Below are 19975 nucleotides of genomic sequence, written 5' to 3' on the forward strand. Positions count from 1 at the left end.
GACAATCACTCCGTAGTTCACGGCGCCGAGCCAGCCGGACATGATGATGCCGACGGACCCGGCGTGAAACAGCCCGCCGATCTGAGTCGGCAGATCCCGGCTGACCTGCAGGCCTTCGAACTTGGTGCCGAACGACGCTCCCTGCATGTGCCGCGTGTAGCGACGGAATGTTCGCGGCGTGGAAACTTCGACGTGATCCAGCTTCGTTCGAACATCGGGGATGAATTGTTCCAGACAGTCCAGCGTCGTTTTCGCCAGATGATCCTTGGCGGCCTGGTAGTCGTTTTCCGGCAGATCCGCCCAGTCGCGATAGTTGGCGTTCGTCGATGAAACCACCAGCCAGCGGTCACTGCCGGGACGGGTTCGGGGATAGTAGAAACTAAACGTCCGGCTGCTGACATTCATGCTCAGCATGGCATTGATGTCGAAGCCGGAATGTTCCGAATAGAACAGCAGGTCGCCGACGCTTTCGTCGAAGCCCTCGCCGGGTTTCAACGCGATGTAGACCTGGCAACTGCTGTTGTTCAGCCGGACGGCCTTTGCATCTGCGACATATTCCGGCCGGAATTTCTCTTCGCCGACCAGATTCAGAATCGTGGTTTTGATGTTGGCGTTGGACATGACGGCTTTGCAGCGAATGCGGCGTCCGTTGACAACCACGGCCCGCACCTGTCCATCGGTGCCGACTTCGATCTGTTCCACCAGCGTTCGGATCCGAATGTCGACGCCGTTGCGGATCATTTCGGCTTTCATCTTGCCGACCAGAGCATCAGTGCCGCCCTGAAACGTGAAGACACCTTTGTGCATGAAGTTGCTGAACACGATGCCGTACGTGATGGCGGGATCTTCCAGAGTCGACCCGTTGGCGTAAGTGATCGGTTCCATCAGCAGTCGCACGACGTCGTCGCGTCCGGGGCAGAATTCTTCGAACAGTTCGCGAGTCGTCTTTCGCTGATCGTCATAGAAATTCATGCTTCGAGCGGCATTGAAAAACGCCTTCACCGTCTCCGGTGTGATTCCGAATTTCTCGATCAGGATCCTGGTAAAGTCTTCGCGGTCGAATGTTGTTCGCAGTGAGAACTGCGGGTTCTCGAAGCGAATGCCCTTCAACTGCACGATGGAATCGGCGATCTCCTGCGTCCAGTACTTCCGGCAGCTCTTGATCATGCCGATCGGAAACCCGTGCAGCGAAATATCAAAGATGTGCCCGCCGGCTCGCTTAAACCACGTCGCCATGCCGCCAAGCTGGTAGTGATGCTCCAGCAGCAGCACCGAATACCCCTGACGGGCCAGAATGTTGGCCGACGTCAGCCCGGCAAGGCCGCTGCCAATGACAATGACGTCGTATTCATCCTTCGCGTTCTTCAGGAAGTCCTTCGGCATGAACAGTCTGGTTTCGGCATGGCCAGCATTTGGCTGACGGAGTGAATTCGGCGGCTCCGCGGCCACCGCGCGCGGGAGGCAGAAGGCTACCAAACGCCGTCGCACCACTTCAAATCGTGGCCGCAATTCCTGACGGAAAGCCCCGAATCCGGACAGGCACCGGCGGCCGTCACGCTCGATTTGCCAACCTTGCGTGGATAAACCGACCGACTATACTGGCCGGTCACAGCCAACAGATTTCCGCGGACAGCTTCCGGGTTGCTCTGGTTCGGTGCCATAACACGGACCGGGAATTGCTCTTTGTTTGCGAATGCCGGGAGTCGCGGAAAAATCGGCCCTTACTAGTTGGCAGAGTGTCTTTGTGTGAGGCGGTTGTCGCAACCTGCAGTGGCGTATCGTCGGCAGTGCGGGTTTCGAAGGAGAGGTGGCAGAGTGGCCGATTGTCTGCAGCACTGGAAATGCTGTGTCCGGGTAACCGGACCGGGGTTCGAATCCCCCCTCTCCATCTTTTTTACCCGGGCTCTGTGCCGGGCCGTGCTTGATGAGCACTTCTTTTGCATGGCCCGCGCGACCAGACGATCTGCTTGCAGGCGGCAACGCGTGATCGCGATCGACTGTCGGGCCGCTTGTTTCCGTCGATTGATGACACACTGCGTCACGGGAAGTTGCGGCCGGTCGTGCGTTACACATCGCTTTGATTGATGGCATGCCGCCAAATCGGCCTGATGCACAGCCGCGACACCCGGCGAATATGGTTTGGTTCCCGGTTGTCGGAGGCTCCCCGCTTACTGTCGTCTACGCTGCACCAGTGCTCCGGCACTCGTGCCAGGCTTGAATCCGGCGGTTTTCGCGCTTAACGTGCAGTGTTCAGGCAGTATTCTGTGGGTGATTGTTTGTTCCGTGGCCCCCCTTGCCTCCGGAGTCAGATGCATGTTCCGCTCAAGTTACGGGTGTGCGATTGGTGCCGGCATTCTGTCGGTTTGTTTGCTTCTGGTCACAGGTTGCGGAGGCGATGATTCTTCCAGCACGGCCGATTCCGGTTCTAGCGGAGCGGTGCCTCCGGCTGGTCCATCTGCTGGCGGAGCTCCCAGCGCCGACAGCATGTCGCCGATGGAACAAAAGATGGCCGGCATGGATACCGGCGAGGACGACGCCGGTGCTGCTGCTGGCGGAGCAGCGATGGGAGCCGCCGGAGGATATCCCGGCGGTTCGGGCGGTGGCGGTGCAATGGGCGGCGGCGGAGGTTATCCCGGAGGATCTGGCGGTGCCGCAATGGGCAGCGGCGGTGCCGGAATGTTTCCCGGAATGGCCGGTCCCGGCGGCGGCATGGGTCAGCCCGCTCAGGCAGCCAAACCCGCACGGCCCGGTGACGTCAATCAGTGGACCAACGAACAATTGCTGGATGCCGTCCGGGAGCGTGATGTTCTGGTGAAGCAGGCGATAGAAGCCAAAGCGTCCGGCGGAGGCGGCGACACGGTTGCTCTGCTATCGAAGGTTTTGGCGGCCGCGTCGGAAGTTCCGAAGGCTCCGCAGGCCGGTCAGGGCGGCGGATATCCAGGCACAAGCGGCGCCTACCCCGGCGGAAGCGGTGCCTATCCCGGCGGAGGCGGCGGGTATCCTGGAAGCGGTGGTTACCCGGGATCCGGCGGCGGTGGTGGAGCGCCCGGCCCGGCAACGTTCCCCGGAGCACCCGGCGGCGGCCCGCCGAGTTCCGGTTCATTTCCAGGCGGTTCCGGCGGAGCGGCCACATTTCCCGGACAGCCGGGAGGTGGCGGCCAGGGCTCGGCTGTAGTGATGCCGGCGGCTGGCGAAGAGGTCAAATTCACGAAGCACATCGTTCCCATTCTGATCAGCAATTGCGGCGGCTGCCATGTGCGCGACAGCAAGGGCAAGTTCCAGATGGCTTCTTATCAGCAGTTGATGGACAGCGGGCAGGTGATCGGATCAAGCCTTGCGGACAGTCATCTGTTCGAACTGGTCCAATCAGGAAAAATGCCTCCCGGTCCCAGGCGAGTGCCGGAAGACCAGCAGCAGGTTCTGCGGCGCTGGATCGAAGAAGGAGCGAAGTTTGACGGAACCGATCCGTCGGCCGCTCTGGCATCGAACGGGGTGCCGGATTCATCGCGAAACAGCCAGCGCCTCCGGTGGGATGGCCACGAAGACCGAAGCATTGCCGTCAGCAGCCTGGAAGCGATGCTGGGCGAAGCAATGCTGAGCTACGCGCCGCAGGGAGCCGCTGCGCAGGCGACTCGCGGAGCGGCGAATGCGATTCAGTCGTCGGCGCAGGGTTCCGGCGGATCGGATGCCGGTTACCCCGGCGGCTCCGGTTCCGGCGGCTATCCGGGATCAGGCGGTGCTGCGCCAGTCGGTGGTGATCCGGGAGGCGGTTATCCCGGCGGTGGCTATCCGGGTGGCGGTTATCCGGGCTCCGGTGCTGTTCCTGGCGGATCCGGTGCCTATCCGGGCGGTGGTTTCCCTGGTGGGCAGACGGGCGGCGGACGGCAGCAGGCCGGCAAACTGTCCGACCGCGAACTGGTCGAAACCGTCGTTGGAGCTTTGGTTGAGAACAACTCCGTCCAGGCATGGACCGTGATTCAGGGAATCCTTGCCGGCATCACGAAGACTCCGCTGCCGCGAGAAGAAGTTTCCGAAATCATCATCTCCAAGGTCTTCTCCTCGGAAAAGATCAATCCGCTGATGGCGCAGACCCTGGTGATGGGAACGGTCGCCAGCGCAGGAGCTCAGCCGGAAGCCGGCGAATCAGCGATGCAGCTTCTGGCGTCGGCGTCTGCTGAAGTTTCCAGCTACTACCTGCAGCTTGGAAGCCCGGCGATTGGCAATGGGCAGCGAACGAATAATCCGGCCGGCGGCGCTGCGGGCTTTCCTGGCGGCGGCTATCCGGGAGGAAGCGGTGGTTTGCCAGGCGGCGGTTTACCTGGCGGCGGTTATCCTGGAGGAAGCGGCGCTTATCCGGGCGGTGGCGGCGCATTCCCCGGCGGTGGCGGCGCCTTTCCGGGCGGCTTTGGCGGACAGGGGCGTGCAAATGCCGGAGCCGCCGGAGGCATCCAGCTTGTTCCGCTGAATATTCCTGAATCGGCCATTCCCGCGGTCGCGGAGGTTTTGTGGAGTCCTCAGATTTCACAGACGCTATCCGGGAACCTGATTTCAGCGCCCAACATCGATCATGCGGTTCCGCTGCTGACTCTGGCGACGACGGTTCCGTCGGCCGACGTTCGCAACGCGACTTATCAGTTGTTTAAGGCGCACCATGCAGACGGGGCGGGAGCCCTGGCGAGCCGCGGGCTGTATCAGACGGTCGCGTGCGATCCCGGACAACTGGCCGTGTTGAAATCTCTGCCGCGACCGGACGCTTCGGCGCGTGCTGCGGCGGCTCCCCGCGGCCGCGGAAATCCCAATCCCGCTGCCGCTCCCGCCGCGGCTCCGACGGATACCTGGACCGACGCGACCCGGCAGTTCGTCTACGCACTGCGTGACCGGTTGCGGGACGTTTCAGATCGCCCGGAATTCGCATACACCGGTCTGCAGCCGATTCGACTCCATCGCGGGGCTCCCGATCCCGAGGCGTCGATCTCGATTTCCATCCCCAGCTCCGCCGCATCCTCGCTTGGCCCGGCGGCTCCGCCGGAAACCCGCGTCTACTATGCTCGATGCCGTGTGACCGTACAGCGCGAACGCGATCAGGAAATGATCGCCGACCACTACCAGACGCGCATCAAGGGCATCACTCAGCAGGGCCCGCAGCCTGGCATGGTGTGGTTCGACGGCGTGAAAAAGAATTCCGACGGCACGATTGAAACGATGGACGTTGTCGTTTCTCAGGACGCAGCAGCGGCGGGTGGCGGAAGCGGCGGCATCGGTCCGGGCGGAATCGGCGCGGCGGGAATCGGTGCTGGTGGCCGGCCGGGCGGACAGGCGTTCGTCATCGAAACCATCACGGTGGTGACTCGCGATCCGCAATACACCGGAACCGACGCCAAGGTCACTGCGGTCGATTCCGGCGACAAGTGATGCCCGCGTCGTCATGTGCCGCCAGGATGAGACGACGTCATGACGCGTCGCCCGCTATTTCTGCGGCATCATTTCGTACTTCTTCATTTTGTTGTAGAGCGTGACGCGGCTGATGCCGAGCTGTTTCGCGGTCTTGGTGCGGCTGAAGCTGTTGTTCAGCAGCGCCTGTTCGATGAGATCCTTCTCCGTCAGCTCAATGCAGTTCCCCAGCGACTCGCCGCGTTTGCCGGAAAAGAAGGTCGCGACAGAACCGTCATTGCCCGGACCCGCGGCGCCTTTGACGATGTTGGGCGGCAACGTGTCAATTGTCAGACGGCCACCGTCGCTGTAAATCACGGCGCTGCGGATTGCGTTTTCCATTTCGCGGACATTTCCGGGCCACGGATACCCAATCAACGTGTCCAGAAACTCCGAAGAAATTTCCACAACGTCGATGTTGTGTTTTTCCGCATGGCGATGCACGAAATACCGGACCAGCGGTTCAATATCCGGCAGGCGCTTTCGCAGCGGCGGTATCTGAAAGCTGAGCGTATTCAGTCGATAGTAAAGGTCCGGACGAAAGCAGCCGGTCTCGACCAGCGGCTGCAGTTCACGATTGCTGGCGGCAATGACGCGTGCCTGAACGTGGATCGTGCGGTTGGAACCCACCGGTTCAAATTCTCCCTTTTCGATGACTCGCAGAAGCTTGACCTGCTGTTCGGGCGTCAGCACGTCGATTTCATCCAGCAGGATGGTGCCGCGACCGGCTGCCAGGAACTTTCCGTCCTTGTCGGTGTGAGCACTCGTGAACGCGCCCTTCACATGGCCGAACAGTTCGCTTTCGATCAGGTCGGCCGGCAGAGCTCCGCAGGCAACCGTCAGAAACGGAGCGACGGCGCGATGTGAGGCTTCGTGGATCAGCCCGGCCAGGTGAGTCTTGCCGGAACCTGTTTCGCCGATCAGCAGGATCGTGACATCGTGACGAGCGGCGACTTCCAGACGCTGCAGCATGCTTCTCAGCGCCGGTGTGCGAGTCCGAAAGCGTTCCACGATCGACGGAAGCGGCGCAGCGTGGGGATCCGAAGCGTCGGCACCGGCATCTGTGACGGCCGGTTGTGTCGTCTTTGCGTCGCTGGAATCCGGCTGAGAGCCATCCGAATTCGCGATGACGGGGCGAACGCCTGTCGCGGGCGAATCGTCGAAGGAATGCAGCGCCGCGGCCGGCGGACTCATGCAGACCGTCGGCGAATCTCCGGCAAGAAGTTGCCGGGCGACGGCGGCCGCTTTCGCCAGATCAGTTTCGTCCGCCGCAAGTTCCACCAGTGCCACGCGTCCGGCCAGTTCTTCCGGAATGGTGTCGCGATTGACATCACCCTGGTTCACGACGGCGACAAAGGAAGTCCTTCGGGAATTCTGAGCCATCGCCCAGGTTCGGTCGATGGTCTGACGTCCTCCGCGGCGCAGATCGACGACAACAACGATCGGCTGACGAAGTTGCACAAGCTGAGCCGCTTCCTGCACGGAATAGCATTCCAGCAGCCGGCACTGGCCGGCCAGATGTCCGCCGATGCTGCGGACAAAGCCCGGCAGCGAACTGCACAGCACAACAAATTCAGGCGCGTCCACAGCAGATCCTCACGCAGAACACCGGGGCCGATTCCTGTTCCAGCAGGCAGATTCGGCAAAACGTCCACACGACGCGGCATTAGTAAAAATGGCGTGAGTCTGAACTTAACAAATTGAATGCCAGAGTCGGCAATTCGCCTGGTAAGCAGCCAATGACGGCAAATCGCTGAATACCGCGACGACCGCATGTTTCCGCGGTGCATCAGATGATGCCGAAACCCATCACGTCCGCTGCTCTTCCGGAGTCGCAACGGTCAGATCCACGGCATGGATCGCCGCGTTTCGCGAGAAGTCACTGGCATGCCGGGCTACACGGGCTAGGTTCGGAAAGTGACGTTGTTGTTCGCACGTCGCGCCGCTGACTGCTTCGTGGATCAGCATGACCGGGCAACAGTCCGGGCATCGAAACTTAACGACTGGAATTTGAAATGCTTCGAGCCTGTCTGACATTCATTCTTTGCACTGGAATGGCCGCTTCGGCATGCGGCCAGTTGAAGCCGGGAACTCCCGAATGGGATCGTCACTTCAGGGAACTGCGGGAACGGGTGGAGAAGTCCACGGGAAGCAATCTTCCGAGTCCGAGTGCTTCGCGTCTGAACTCACTGCGGTCGAGCTCCTCACGCTCAAGTGCGGCGTTCAAACAGAAGGCGGAGGCAGCCAGGCGGAGGTATCAGGCAGGCGCTGCTCAGCGTGAAGCCAATCGGGAAAAGGAGCGGCAGGAGGAACTGGCGAAGCTTCCCGCGAAGTACCGCAAGCTGATGGAGGAAGCTCAAAACCCGCTTCCGTTCGAACGCGACCAGGCTCCATCGGTTAAGGAGACCTTTGCGGCACTCTGCAAAGTTGCCTCGACGGCTACAAAGTTCGAACAGATCGTTCCGTTTCTGGCGGCACCGCATCGACAGAATTTCGTTCTGAAGGAAACCGGTACGGCTCCGGAGTTCTATGACTCGTCCGAAGAGTCTCTGAAGTTCTACCGCAGCTTTCTGATGGGTGTCAAAAAAATTGAACACTCCGCAGTGACCAATCCGGATTCCGACCACGCCTACCTATACGTCTGGGTCCAGCAGGAAAGCCTGGTGCTGTATCAACTGCACTACATGGGCGAGGGAAAGATGTGGCGACTCGCCGGCTGGGAAGCCCAGCTGATCCGCAACTAAGAACCCGTAACAAAACCTGCGAGAGCCGCTGAGATTTTGTTAGGGGTTCTTCGCCTTCAAACAAGCGGCCCACTGGGAGTGCGGCGACTTGTCGCCGCCTTCCAATTCACGGAACCTGCGATTTTCGTTGAAGCGAACGAAGGTTCGAAGTCCGACGCTTCCTGGAAAACCACAGCGGCGCTGAGTCATCGCACTCCAATAACTCGCTGGCTCAGGGATTCGTGCGGTTGTGCCGTACCCGTGGTGACATGTCGGCCGGTCGTCAGGACACGGCTGGCACGGCCCTGGCGCGGGGCAGTTGTTGCGCAGGAACACATCACGCCGCCGGACTCCGCAGCAACTCGATGGCTCGCTGCACGTAGACAACGCCGCTCCAGATTGTGATGACGACGGCTGCCCACAGCAGCACGTCTCGCGCGGGAATCAGCCATGGCCAGTCGATGTCGGGACTGGCGGACAGCAGGCTGGCGGTCACGGCGACACACTGCAGCGCCATCTTGGCTTTGCCGCTGATGCTGGCGGAAAAGTCCTTCCCCTGCTTTTCAAGAATTCCGCGCAGGCTGGACACGAACATTTCCCGGCCGATCACGATCAGCACCATCCAGGCATTGACTCCGGTATCGATTTCCGGGGATTCGTTGGCTTCCACCAGAAACAGAAACGTCCCGCCGACAATGATCTTGTCGACGAACGGGTCCAGGATCCGGCCCAGGATCGTCACCTGACCGTACCTGCGGGCCAGATAGCCGTCGAGCGCATCGGTGGACGCCGCGAATACGAACAGCACCGCACTGGACAGCCACCATCCGCCGGCGTCGATCATGGCGAAAAGAATGATGGCCAGCAGCAGGCGACTGACGGTGATCAGATTCGGCAGGTTCAGCGATTCCCGGCCCAGGCCTGCGGGTTTGGAAGATTCCGGAGTCGGCGGGAGATCTGATGGCATCAAGGCAGACAGTTGGCAGCGGCGACGGAAGACGGCGGAACAGTGTTCGCAACAGTGTGGTGTTCGCAGCAGTGTAGTGAGCGCGGCAGCGAGTGTCTCTGGCGGTACCGGGAATCCCCGATGTTTGCCCCATGCGATGCGGTGTCCGGCTCCGGGTGATCTGATATCCTGCGACGACCGCTTTTCATCTCCTTCACAGGCTGCCAGGCATGTCAGACATTTCTTCCGCAACGCTCGCAGCGCTCGGACGCTGCGACACGCCCACCGTGTGCAACGCCATCGAACTGTTCAGTGTGCGCCCGCGCAGTTCCGGGTACATGAACCGCAGTATTCAGGCGTGTTTTCCAAAACTGCCGCCGATGGTTGGTTTCGCGCTGACGTCGACATTTCGAGCTCTTTCGCCACCACGCGGTGGTGACGCGTACGCGGGCATGGAAGGGCAGCTTGAAGCGTTCGAGAAATCGCCGGGGCCGCCGGTGATCGTGTTTCAGGACCTTGACGAACCGTCCGCCGCCGCCACGTTCGGCGAAGTGATGTGTACGACCTACAAGGCGTTCGGCGCCGCGGGACTGATTACGTCCGGGACCGGCCGCGATCTGGACCAGGTGGAGGTTCTGGAATTTCCGGCGTTCACCAGCGGAACCTGCTGCTCTCACGGATCGTGCCACATCCTGTCGGTGAATGTTGCGGTTGTCGTCGGCGGGATCACGATTTATCCCGGCGACCTGCTGCACGGCGACTGCAACGGAATCACGACGATTCCGCCGGAGATCGCTTCGGAAGTTCCTGATGCCTGCGCGGAACTGGCTGACGCGGAAAAGATCGTTCTGGACTATGTCCGCGGCGGCCAGCCGACCGTCTCCATTTCGGGAAGCTCGTGCGGAAATGACAGCGGCATTTGCCAGACTGGGCAACCGTCTGCGAAAGTAGGCCGCAGTTCAGGTTCAGCCTTCCGTCGACCACTACACCGCCCGCTGCCCCGGGATTCTTCAACAGAGCCCGCCCGGTCTGCCTCCGAAACCAACAGGGAAATCTTCAACATGAAACGCTTACTTCTGCTGCCGGCAATCTGCCTGATCGTAGCCGTGGTACTCAGCCGACTCGATCAGACGGAACCGATTGCCCGCGCGTCCGCACCAAATGCTGTCGTCCCCGCTGAAGCGGAAGTTGTTGAAGACAGCATGCACGAATTCATGGAGTATGTCTTCCAGCCCACCTACCGCCGCCTGAAGGCGTCGATGGCGGAAGAACCGAAAGACAACAACGGCTGGAAGGCGGTCAAGTCGGATTCGCTGATCCTGGCGGAAAGCTGCAACCTGCTGTTCGCCCGCACGCCGAAGGAACATGGCGACGACTGGAACAACCACGCCGCGGAGTCTCGAACGGGTGGCGCCGCCTTGTATGCCGCCGCAAAGGACAAGGACTTTGCCAAAGCCACCGCCAGCTACAAGGCCATGCTGGAAAGCTGCAACGCCTGCCATCGTCAGTTCGAAAACGGCAAGCACATCCTGCAGCCGTAGTCGGATTCGCACCGACGTTATACCCCGAGCGGGGAAAATTGAGGTATTCTGGCTCGCGGCGGAAGAGGTGCTAAATGTATCAGTGTTCGCCGCGGCCAGTATATATGCGGGTGGAACACGGCAGACAAAGTCGCAACGGCGGTCATTCGGCAGTGATCTCTTGGAGTGCGATGATTCAGAATCGCTTTGGATTTCAGGGCATCGTCGAACTTGGCGCCATCGTTCGATTCGGCGGAAGACTTCGATTCGATGGCCAACGGAAAACCAAAGCGGCGACGAGTCGCAGCACTCCAAAAAAATGCGATTGTTGTAAGTGATCGTCAGGCGTTGGCGAGTTTGTGAACGGCGTCCCACTCGGCTTTGGTGACGCGCACGATGGACAGTCGGCTGCCCTTCGCCAGCACCTGCATGCCGCTGGTCGCCTTGTTTGCCTTCAGGACATCGCGAGTCACCGGCGTTTCAAAGATCCGGGTCAGGCGGATATCGACCATGTACCACACGGGGTTTTCCGGGGTGCTTTTCGGGTCGAAATACTTGTGGCCGGCTTCGAATGCGAAGTGATCGGGATAACCGGACTTCACGACCTCCGCCGTTCCGGCGACGACCATCGGGTCGACTCGACTGTGATAAAACAGCACTCCGTCGCCGGTGCGAATTTCGTCGCGCAGCATATTGCGAACCTGATAGTTGCGAACGCCTTCCCACGTTGTCCGCTGTCCCTTTTCCCTGGCCAGATCCTGGATGGAAAACACATCCGGTTCCGACTTGAACAGCCAGAAGTTGCGTTTCGCCGACGCCATAAAGTTCGTTCCGAAGTGTGTGTTGTGGGCATGCGATGGCTTTTGCCCGTGACCTGGCCGGATGGTATGATGGAAGATCCTACCGCTGGCTTCCATCCTGCCGCTGATTCAGAGTCTCGTCGCCATGTTCCGATATCCGTGCCAACGACTTCGACCCGTGCTGCCGACTCGCCGCGACATGCTGCGGCAAACCGCGACGGGATTCGGCTCGGTCGCACTTGCCGGCATGCTCGCGGGGCTCAGCGATCCGGTGACGGCGAAGGAAACCAGGCCGTTCTCTCCCAGAGATCCGCACTTCGACGCGAAAGCCCGCAGCGTCATCTTTCTGTATATGGACGGAGGCGTTTCGCAGGTCGATTCGTTCGATCCCAAGCCCCGGCTGGATGAGGAAAACGGGAAGCCGTTTCCGTCAAAGATCGAACCGACGCAGTTCAACAACATCGGCAATACGCTGGCCAGTCCGTGGAAGTTTCAGAACTACGGCGAAAGCGGAATTCCCGTCAGCAGTCTTTTTCCGCACACAGCCGAACACGTCGACGATCTGGCCGTGGTCCGGTCGATGGTTTCCAACTTCCCGGAACACACGAATGCGAATTACTTTCTGCACACCGGTCACGGTCAGCAGGGCCGGCCGAGTATGGGAGCCTGGTTTGGCTATGGCCTGGGAACCGAATGCCAGGATCTGCCGCATTACGTCATTCTGAACGGAGGCTTGATTCCTCCCGGCGGACTGGACAACTTCGGAAGCGGATTTTTGCCGGCCAGTTTTCAGGGTTCCGTGTTTGCCAACAGCGATCCACCGGTCTCTGACGTCAAGCCTCGCGAAAAGTCAGCCGTCCTGCAGCGAAACAAACTGGAACTGATCCGGGCACTCGATCAGGACGTGCTGCAGCGTTACGGAGCTGACGATCAGATCGAATCGGCAATCGCCAACTACGAACTGGCCGCTCGAATGCAACTGGCCGTGCCGGACCTGATGGACCTCAGCGCGGAAACTCAGGCGACTCAGGACGCCTACGGCATGTCCGACGACTTTAAGAACACGGCAACGTTCGGACGGCAGTGCCTGATCGCTCGGCGACTGGTGGAACGCGGAGTCCGCTTCATTCAACTGACCTGCCCCGGAGGCAACGGAGATCGCTGGGATCAGCACAGCAACCTGAAGGACGGTCATGAAAAGAACGCTCGCAGCGTCGACAAACCCATCGCCGCACTGCTGGCCGATCTGAAACAGCGGGGACTGTTTGACAGCACACTGGTCGTCTGGTCGGGAGAATTCGGCCGGACGCCGTTTGCTCAGGGAACCGACGGCCGCGACCACAATCAGTTCGGATTTTCGATCTGGCTTGCGGGCGGCGGAATTAAGGGCGGCACGATCTACGGCCAGACCGATGAATTCGGCTACAAGGTGGTTGAAAACAAGGTCGAGATCCACGACCTGCACGCCACAATGTTGCACCAGTTCGGCATCGACCACGAACGGCTGACATACCGTTTCAGCGGGCGAGACATGCGACTGACGGACGTCGCCGGACGCGTCGTGAAAGAGATTCTGGCGTAGAATGCAGGCCGTCATCCGGCACGCACTTCCGCGATGCCGGACGTCTTCGAGTCGGCAACCGGTCGCTTTCGCGGAGAACAATCGATGTCGAGACTTTCGGTGGTGATCTTCCTGTTGCTGCTCGATTCCGCGATGCTGCCCGGTTCGACTCCGGCTGCCGACGATGAAGCTGCCGGGCAGGCCGCAGACAGGGCGGAAGTCGAGATCGCTCGCCAAACGGTCCGTGTGCTCGTCACAAATGAAGACGGCGATGCGGTCGCGGGTGCGACGATCACGCCGTTCGGCATGAGAACGCGGCTGGAACGAGGCAGCCACTATTCCTGGGTCGCGGATCAGCACGGCAAACAGCCAAAGGTGTCGACCGACGAAAACGGCATCGCCGAAGTTGAGGTTCCGAAGTTCGTCTACGAAAAACTGGAAGTCGGTGAGATCACGTGGGTCGTCGATGACGCAAACTATGTGCAGTTCAACGGTGACCGATCCGTCGACGATGATCCGGCGAAGATCACGCTTACTCGCGGCCGCCGAATCGCTGTCTCGGCCGTCGACGCGGATACGGGAGCAAAGCTGACTGAAAATGTGCATGCGATGCTGAGCGGTTCGTGGGGCAGCGATGACTGGGCTGCCATGAAAAACGGCATGCTGCTGTCACGGGCCGTCGAAAAATCAGAGCCACGGACGCTGCGAGTTTTTCAGATCCCCGACGGCGGCCCCATTCGATTCAGCACAACAATTGATCTTTCGGACTACGGCGATGAATTGCGAGTGCTGCTGAAGGATGTGCAACTACACGCCGGCACGCGCGTGGAGGGTACCATCGACAAACAGGTTCCTCGCCCGGTCGCAAACGGTGTCGTGACGATCAGCGTGATCACGGGAAGCGACAACAATGACTGGAGGGCGAAAAGTCAGTGGGCCGACTGGACGCCGATCAGAGAAGACGGAACGTTCACGTTCGATTCGCTGCCTCGCGGCGATGTGGTTCAGATGATCGCTGTTTGTGACGGCTGGGTCAGTTCCCATCCAGAAGCGAAGGAACTGGAAGCCGCGGGGATGCCGGACAGAGATCGGGGTTTTCAGACAACACGAGTCGCTCCGCAGGTCGCTCGGCTGGAAGGCGACCGCATCTCGCCGACGGTCCGGATGGAATTAACGGCTTCCTGCCGAATCAAAGTCGTTGATGCTGACGGGATGCCGATTCCGGATGCGTGGGTGGGAATGAATCCCAATCAGATCTGGTTCGGCGGCGGCAGCCAGATTGTCGGCGACGGCTACAGTCTGCGAGTCTCGCTGTCACTGACTGAAGCTCAGCGCAATTCGATGCAGAATTCTTCAGCGTCGTTTTGGGACCGGCGAAAACTGCTGGCCGAACTCGGCATCGCGTCGCCCGCCAGCGAGCGATACATCGCCACGACAGACGCCGACGGAGTTGCGGAGATTCACACTCTGCCCGCCGGAGCGGATGACATGCCAGTGTCCGGCACAATCTCCGTTCAACATGATGACTATGAACAGCCTGTTGGAGATGACCTTCGCATTCGTCGTGAAACAACCGTCGAACTCCGTCGCGGCAACGTCAGCGACGTGACAGTCACCATGGACCGCAAAGGCACAAAGGTCATCGGCAACTGATTGCCGACATCGCATCACCGCAAAGTCACGCGCTGTGCCCTCGTGACCCGCCCGCGCCAATTGCACCTTCACGCGCAGCGGAAGGGCCGTCGCTTGCGGCTGCCAACGCGTCGCCCGCGCCTCAGCCCCTGGCACTCGCGAAGCTGCGCCGACCGGTTGCTGGCGAGACGTTCCGATCGCATCTAAGATCCCGGCCGGCATCCGATTTTTCGACAGTCGACGATTCGCCCGCGGCCATCCGGCAGCGTGCCCGGTCCCCGCGAGTCCCCCGCACAGCAGGAAGTCTTCAGCATGGCTACGAAGGTCAAAAAGGCAAATCAACTGACGCTACGAGATCGACTGTCACGACTGACGTTCATGCAGGCCTGCCGGTTGCTAAGTCCGGACGAAGAACTTGGTCGCAAGCTGATTTACGCCGGCGGTCGCCATGAATTCGATGACATTGAAAATCAGGTGTATCTCGGCGGCGATCTGCTTCGAGTCAACATGCCGCGCAATGACGCCGTCGTGACGATCACCACCCGCGCGGATGGCAAAGAACGGCTGATCTGGAACTGCACCGAATGCGAGACCGCCTGCGAACATGTCGGAGCGGCGTTGTCTCTGGTGCTGGAAGAAAAAACGGCTCTCGGACTTGCCGCCGCGCCGCCCGAACGCATTCCCGTCGCGGAACTGAACGAAGAAGCGCTCGTCCAGCGAGCACTCGCCGAACGTCTCGACCGGGCTCAAACCGAAAAGATGACCGTCAAGGCCGTTGATACCGACAGCAAGTCGCCGTGGACCGACTATCTGGTCACCAGCAAAATGACGGGTAAGACATACCGCGTGGCGTTACGAGGCACGGAATGCGGCGATTCGTACTGCACGTGTCCCGATTTTCGCAGCAACACGCTGGGTACCTGCAAGCACATTCTGCACACACTGAAAAAGGCCAGAAAGCGATTTCCGACCGAAGCGTTCAAGAAGAAGCACCGCCCGTCGGAAACCAACGTGTACCTGAAATACGGCACCGAACTGGCACTGCGGCTGGAGACTCCCGGCCGGCAAAGCCGCGAGGCGGCAAAGATCATCGGGCCGATCGCTGATGTCGACATCACCGACGTCAACGATCTGATCGGCCGCATCGATCGGCTGGAAGGACTCGGCGAAGACGTCGTCGTTTACCCGGACGCCGAAGAGTTCATTCAGCACAAATTGTTTCAGAAGCGCATCACCGAACTGGTCGCGCAGATTCGTTCCGACCCGAAAAAGCACCCGCTGCGCACGGAATTGCTGAAGACCGAACTGCTGCCCTATCAGATGGACGGCGTCGCCTTTGCCGTCGGAGCCGGCCGGGCCATCCTGGCCGATGACATGGGACTGGGAAAGACGATCCAGGGAGTCGGCGTCGCGGAACTGCTGGCGCGCGAAGCCGGCATTCAAAGAGTGCTGGTGATCTGCCCGACGTCGCTGAAAAGTCAGTGGCGCAGCGAAGTTCATCGATTCAGCGAACGCGACTGCCAGTTGGTCGTCGGTCGCGCCGACGAACGGCCGGCTCAATACGAAAGCGGTGCGTTCTTCACCATCTGCAACTACGAACAGGTGCTGAAGGACATCATGGAAATCGAACGGCTGCCGTGGGACCTGATCATTCTGGATGAAGGGCAGCGGATCAAGAACTGGGAAGCTTTGACAACGCAGATCGTCAAGAGTCTGCGATCACGGTTTGCCCTGGTACTGTCCGGCACTCCTCTGGAAAACCGCCTCGATGAACTTTATTCGGTCGTGCAGTTCATCGATGACCGGCGGCTGGGACCGGGATTTCGCTTCTTCAACCGTTACCGACTGGTCGACGAAAAAGGCAGGGTGCTGGGATATCAGAATCTGGATGAGCTTCGAGAAAAGCTGAAGCCGATTCTGCTGCGGAGAACTCGGGACAGCGTGCTGAAGGATCTGCCGCCGCGAATCACCGACATCATTCGCATCACGCCCACCACCGAACAGAAGGAACTGCACCGGGCGCACCACCGCATTATCGCGTCGATTGTCGGCAAGGCCTACATCAGCGAAATGGATCTCATGCGCCTGCGGCAGGCGCTGCTGATGTGTCGCATGGTCGCCGACAGCACGTTTCTCGTCGACAAGCAGCCGCCGGGCTACTCCACCAAGCTGGAACAACTGGATGAGTTGTTCGAACAGCTGTTCGTCGAAAACGATCACAAGGCGGTGCTGTTTTCCGAATGGACGCGGATGCTGGACCTGATCGAACCGCTGCTGGAAAAACGCGGCGTGAAGTTTGTGCGGCTGGAAGGCAAAGTGCCCCAGAAAAAGCGCCAGCAACTGGTTCACGAATTTCAGCACAACCCGGACTGCAAAGTCTTTCTGTCGACCAACGCCGGTAGCACCGGTCTGAACCTTCAGGCGGCGGACACCGTCATCAACGTCGATCTGCCGTGGAATCCCGCCGTCCTGGAGCAGCGCATCGCGCGAGCTCACCGGATGGGACAGAAGAAGCCCGTCCAGGTCTTTATCCTTGTCACCGAAAAGACGCTGGAAGAAAGCCTGCTGAATACGCTGGGGCAGAAGAAGGAACTGGCCAGCGCCGCTCTGGACTATGAATCCGATATCCGCAGTGTCGATCTGCAAAGCGGTATCGAACAGCTCCGGTCGCGACTGGAAGTCCTGCTGGGAGCGGTCGCGGAAGCGGATTCCGACGAGAGCCTGAAGCGAGAACGTGAACAGGAAGCCGCCCGTCTGGCTCGCCGAAAACAGATGGCCGACGCCGGTGGTCAAATGCTGACCGCCGCGTTCGGTTTTCTGAGTCAGATGCTGCCCGATTCCGAAGCCGCTCCGGTGTCCGAAGAAGCCGCGCGTCAGATTCGGGAACAGCTTGTGGAATGTGCGGACGTCGACGAAGACGGCAACCGTTCGCTGAAAATCAACCTTCCCGACAACGAAGCACTGACGCAGCTTGCGGAGGCTCTGGCGAAGATGTTGTCACTGAAGAAATGAAACGGTGTCCCGGCGACTCAGCAAGTTCGCCCCACACGCCGCCCTGCCAGACAAGTATCCAACCCCGTCACGCAATTTCCCGGAATCACAGGAGCCGTTGTTCTTATGGCCGCTAAGCCATCCGTCATCATCAGCGCATTCGCCGACGAAGCCGCCAATCACCGCACCGCTCTGGAACAGATGACTGCGCTGGCGGCCATCGGAATTCGCAACTACAGCCCGCGGTTTATCGATGTTGCCGGCAACGGCACCGTCGAACACGTCGTCGATCTCTCGCCGGACAACCTTCAGCGGCTGAAGGAACTTCATGCCGAATACGGTGTCAGTGTAACCAGCATCGGCGCCAGAATTGGCAAGGTGAAACTGCTCGACGTCGATGACGGTTCGCACAATAAGTTCGTGCCGATCGCCGAGTACCTCACCGGCGAAGTCGCGAAGACAATCGCCGTGGCGAAGGCTCTCGACACGAAACTCATCCGCGGCTTCTCCTTCTACCATCCGCGAGGAACGCGGGCGGAAGATCATCTGGACGCCGCCGCCGATCAAATTCGCCAGATCACGAATGCCTGTGCGAAGGAAGGGCTTGTGTACGGACTTGAGATCGAACCGAATCTCGTCGGCGAAACCGGCCCGCTGCTGGCCGAACTTGCCCGACGAGTCGATCACCCCGCTATGGTGCTGATCTTCGACGGAGGTAACGTCGCCGCTCAAAATAAGAACCCGGTGCAGGTTTTCGAAGAGTACAAAGTCACGGTGCCATACCTTGGCTGGATGCACGTCAAGGATTATCGCATCGACCCGAATCTGACGTGGACCGGCGCCGTCGATGAGGAACGTCTGAAAAACTTCGTCCCCGCCAATGAAGGTGATGCCGGCCACGAACTCATCTTCCGGGACCTGCGCGAACAATTGCCGTCGATTCAGCAGCGGCTCGACAAGCTGGGAATTCCCGGCTTCTATCTGGAAACCGAACCGCATCTGAAGGGCGGCGGGCAGTTCGGCGGCTTCAGCGGACCGGACGGGATGGGCGTCGCTGTGCGAGCACTCTGCAGTTGCCTGGACTACGCAGGCATCGGCTACAACCTCAGAACATTTGCCGACATCCGCCAGCTTCGGGGATTCTGACGTGCTGATTTCCGATAGCCCGGATTCCAGCGACGTGAATCCGCTGCAGCCCCACGATGTGTGGATGAAGAAGGCTCTTGACCAGGCTGTTCTTGCGTTCGAACAGGACGAAGTTCCCGTCGGCGCTGTAATCGTTTACCAGAACCGAATTATCGCCGAAGCGTGTAATCAGCGGGAATCTCTGAACGACCCGACCGCACACGCGGAAATGATCGCCATCACTCAGGCGGCGGAGGCTCTGCATTCGTGGCGACTGCTGGACTGCACGCTGTACGTCACGCTGGAACCCTGCCCGATGTGCGCCGGAGCGATCGTGCAGGCGCGAATCCCGTTCGTCGTCTACGGTGCGCCTGACCCAAAGGCGGGAGCCTGTGACTCGCTGTTCCAGATCACATCCGACATCCGCCTGAACCACCAGGCCGCCGTCCTGGGCGGCGTCATGCAAGCCGACTGCAAAGCCATCCTGCAGGAATTCTTCCGCCAGCAGCGGTCACTGGGAAAGAAATAGCCGGGCCGCAGTTTCCGTGCAGCCCGGCGTCGCGCGCGGGTGGCACTGATCTGACGGTTCGGACAGTGTGCAACTGGCTGTGCCAGTGCATCGACACTGACGGTTCATGCTGTGCACAGGCCAGATTTCGGCAACTGATGCCGCGTCCCGGGCTGAAACGCCTGCCATGCGAAATGCACTGGCACAGTCAGTGCCACTCTACGGAACTCCCTGCCAGTCCCACCCTTCCGAAACGCACTGGGACGGCCCGAAGTGGTACGCGAGGGAATGTGTCGCATGTGCCACCCAGCCGTTTCGTTCGCAGGAAAATGGGACGTGTTGCCTCGTCCAGCACGAAAGATTCTCACCTGGCGTTCGGCATAAAACGTGTACACTGCGAACCTGCGAGGAATGCCCGAACACGAAACAGAGGAACGTATCATGCAGCGTCGAAAATTCCTGATGACGTCCGCAGCAGCTGCGGTCATGGCTGGAAGCGGTGCGGTCCGTGCCGCGTCCACAGATGAACGCGAGTCGGTGTCCATTCCGAAAATCGATACGCATCAGCATCTTTGGGATCTGCAGAAGTTTCAGCCGCCGTGGCTCAGTTCCGCACCGCAGGTACTTTCGCGAAGCTATGTGACCAGTGACTACGTTGAGGCAACTCGCGGGCTGAACATCGTCAAAGCCATGTACATGGAAGTCGATGTCGCCGTTGCGGATCAGAACCGTGAAGCTC

General features: G+C 60.1%; 13 protein-coding genes and 1 tRNA gene. 10 read left to right on the plus strand and 4 right to left on the minus strand.

All coding sequences use genetic code 11. The features are described from left to right. Positions 1-1383 (minus strand): NAD(P)/FAD-dependent oxidoreductase (locus R3C19_26675; protein ID MEZ6063946.1); only part of this gene is annotated, 1383 nt, incomplete at its 3' end. Positions 1384-1801: 418 nt separating this feature from the next. Between R3C19_26675 and R3C19_26680 the strand changes: the two genes are divergently transcribed. Then, positions 1802-1888 (plus strand) — tRNA-Ser (locus tag R3C19_26680). 425 nt (positions 1889-2313) lie between these two features. Further along, positions 2314-5412, plus strand: coding sequence for a hypothetical protein (locus R3C19_26685; GenBank protein ID MEZ6063947.1), 3099 nt, complete (start codon positions 2314-2316; stop codon positions 5410-5412). A 54-nt stretch (positions 5413-5466) separates the two neighbouring features. On the opposite strand, the gene R3C19_26690 is transcribed toward R3C19_26685, so the two are convergent. Beyond that, positions 5467-7017 carry a sigma-54 dependent transcriptional regulator gene (locus tag R3C19_26690; GenBank protein ID MEZ6063948.1) on the minus strand — a complete coding sequence of 517 codons (1551 nt, stop codon included), beginning with the start codon at positions 7015-7017 and terminating at the stop codon, positions 5467-5469. A gap of 428 nt (positions 7018-7445) precedes the next feature. Between R3C19_26690 and R3C19_26695 the strand changes: the two genes are divergently transcribed. Next, a complete protein-coding gene (locus R3C19_26695) occupies positions 7446-8174 on the plus strand; it encodes a hypothetical protein (GenBank protein MEZ6063949.1) in 729 nt (242 codons plus the stop codon). A 316-nt stretch (positions 8175-8490) separates the two neighbouring features. Here R3C19_26695 and pgsA read toward each other — a convergent pair whose 3' ends face one another. Beyond that, on the minus strand, positions 8491-9120 hold the full coding sequence (gene pgsA, locus R3C19_26700) for a CDP-diacylglycerol--glycerol-3-phosphate 3-phosphatidyltransferase (GenBank protein MEZ6063950.1): 630 nt from the start codon (positions 9118-9120) through the stop codon (positions 8491-8493). A 209-nt stretch (positions 9121-9329) separates the two neighbouring features. On the opposite strand from pgsA, the gene R3C19_26705 reads away from it, so the two are divergent. After that, positions 9330-10640, plus strand: a complete 1311-nt coding sequence (locus tag R3C19_26705; GenBank protein MEZ6063951.1) for a hypothetical protein — start codon at positions 9330-9332, stop codon at positions 10638-10640. Between the two features lie 320 nt (positions 10641-10960). On the opposite strand, the gene R3C19_26710 is transcribed toward R3C19_26705, so the two are convergent. Continuing rightward, a complete protein-coding gene (locus tag R3C19_26710) occupies positions 10961-11440 on the minus strand; it encodes an EVE domain-containing protein (protein ID MEZ6063952.1) in 480 nt (159 codons plus the stop codon). A 124-nt stretch (positions 11441-11564) separates the two neighbouring features. Here R3C19_26710 and R3C19_26715 point away from each other — a divergent pair, with 124 nt between their 5' ends. The 6 genes from R3C19_26715 to R3C19_26740 form a co-directional block, all read left to right on the plus strand. After that, entirely contained in the window at positions 11565-13001 is a 1437-nt protein-coding gene (locus R3C19_26715; GenBank protein ID MEZ6063953.1) for a DUF1501 domain-containing protein, read from the plus strand. An 84-nt stretch (positions 13002-13085) separates the two neighbouring features. Continuing rightward, positions 13086-14633, plus strand: coding sequence for a hypothetical protein (locus R3C19_26720; GenBank protein MEZ6063954.1), 1548 nt, complete (start codon positions 13086-13088; stop codon positions 14631-14633). A 291-nt stretch (positions 14634-14924) separates the two neighbouring features. Then, a complete protein-coding gene (locus R3C19_26725) occupies positions 14925-17624 on the plus strand; it encodes a DEAD/DEAH box helicase (protein MEZ6063955.1) in 2700 nt (899 codons plus the stop codon). Positions 17625-17729: 105 nt separating this feature from the next. Further along, positions 17730-18749, plus strand: a complete 1020-nt coding sequence (locus tag R3C19_26730; GenBank protein MEZ6063956.1) for a TIM barrel protein — start codon at positions 17730-17732, stop codon at positions 18747-18749. Between the two features lies 1 nt (position 18750). Further along, positions 18751-19257, plus strand: a complete 507-nt coding sequence (tadA, locus tag R3C19_26735) for a tRNA adenosine(34) deaminase TadA (protein MEZ6063957.1) — start codon at positions 18751-18753, stop codon at positions 19255-19257. 420 nt (positions 19258-19677) lie between these two features. Then, positions 19678-19975: amidohydrolase (locus tag R3C19_26740; GenBank protein MEZ6063958.1), on the plus strand; the 298-nt coding region annotated here is incomplete at its 3' end.

The sequence above is a fragment of the Planctomycetaceae bacterium genome (assembly GCA_041398785.1).
Taxonomy (GTDB): Bacteria; Planctomycetota; Planctomycetia; order Planctomycetales; family Planctomycetaceae; genus JAWKUA01.